Consider the following 1,520-nt stretch of genomic DNA (forward strand, 5'->3'; position numbering starts at 1 on the left):
CGGTTCAAACAACTTAGTCACTTGGTCGGGTTTAATCCCAGATCCGTTATCTTCTACACACACCCAGGCCAATTTATTATCCGCCGTCACACCGGTACTGATGCGCACCCAACCATTCCCATAACGCACCGCATTGACCACTAAGTTGGTGATCGCACGCTTAATAGCGATGGCGTTACCAATCGCGGGCTTAACGTCATCGGCCAGTATGGTTTCAATCTCGACGTTCATCTCGGTATGAGTTTCTGCCAACGCTATCTCATTGGCTATTTCATTCAGATAAACGGCACTAAAAGTCTGACGATCAACGGGCTTCAAATAATCCATAAACTGGCTAATGATTTCATTACATTCTTCCGTGTCACTGATGATCCCTTCCGCAAGGTAGCTTTCTTGTGGCGGCATCATTTCGGTGGCTAATCGAATCCGAGTCAGCGGCGTGCGCAGATCATGGCTTATCCCCGCCATTAATAAAGCACGGTCCTCTTCAAGCGCTTGAATACCTTTGGACATCTGATTAAAAGCACGCGTTACCGAGCGAATTTCGGAAGGGCCTTTTTCTGGTAAGGGTGGCGGAATATCGCCTAGCCCAACCCCTTTTGCGGCTTTTTCCAATGCAATTAAAGGGCGGTTTTGCAGTCGGATGAACAACCAGCCCCCCGCTATGACCAAAAAGGCCACCATCAAGCTGTTATAAAAAAGAGGTTTAAAGTCATCTTCTTGCAGTTCTGAAAGAGGGATTCGTATCAGTGAATTGGGAAGAGCATCAATTTGCATCCACAGAACATAGCTATCGTTAACCAGTAACATTCGAACTTCTGTCTCGGTATCCAATTCTTGAGTCATATCCTCACTCATTAAATCGATACTCATGGCCCGTTCAAATTCATCAGAAATGGGGCTATCAGAAGAATGAATCGTCACGCCAAGTTGCTCTAAAACTCGACGACGCAAAGGTGCATCCATCTCTAATTTTGCCAGTTCACTGTTCGTCTCATCGAGCATCAAGCGAATTTCGAAACCAATGATTTTATTGAACTGCTGCAAACTCGGCATTAAGGCGTAGTTAAACACGGCATAGTAAGAATAAACTTGGCTAGCAATCAGTAAGGTAAGAAATAATACGATGGTTTGAGTGAACGAGCTGCGAATGCGCATAATGAGAGCCTTTGCTGATCCCTAGCAACGCACCCTAGCTTTTAGAAGAATCACGCCTCAATCGGCACTAAAAGCTAGGGAATGCGAGTATAGGAAATGCGAGTTGAGTAACGAGGGTTAAGCTTCTTTTCCATCGGGAACAAAAACGTAGCCAAGGCCCCATACCGTTTGAATATAACGCGGCTTACTTGGATCGATTTCTAACATACGACGCAGGCGAGATATTTGCACATCAATCGAACGTTCCATGGCGGAATACTCACGGCCACGCGCCATGTTCATGAGCTTGTCACGGGACATTGGCTCACGAGCGTTGGTCACGAGCGCTTTCAGAACCGCAAATTCACCCGAAGTTAGCGGCA

At 46.4% G+C, this 1,520-nt stretch carries 2 protein-coding genes; both read right to left on the reverse strand.

Translation table 11 applies throughout. The features are described from left to right. A partial coding sequence (gene envZ, locus ACP45E_RS17710) for a two-component system sensor histidine kinase EnvZ (RefSeq protein ID WP_069585350.1) occupies positions 1–1,158 on the reverse strand: 1,158 nt, incomplete at its 3' end. Positions 1,159–1,275: 117 nt separating this feature from the next. Next, the coding region (locus ACP45E_RS17715) for a winged helix-turn-helix domain-containing protein (RefSeq protein ID WP_141707402.1) at positions 1,276–1,520 on the reverse strand (245 nt) is incomplete at its 5' end.

The organism is Vibrio genomosp. F10 str. 9ZD137 (assembly GCF_049974785.1).
Lineage (GTDB): Bacteria > Pseudomonadota > Gammaproteobacteria > Enterobacterales > Vibrionaceae > Vibrio.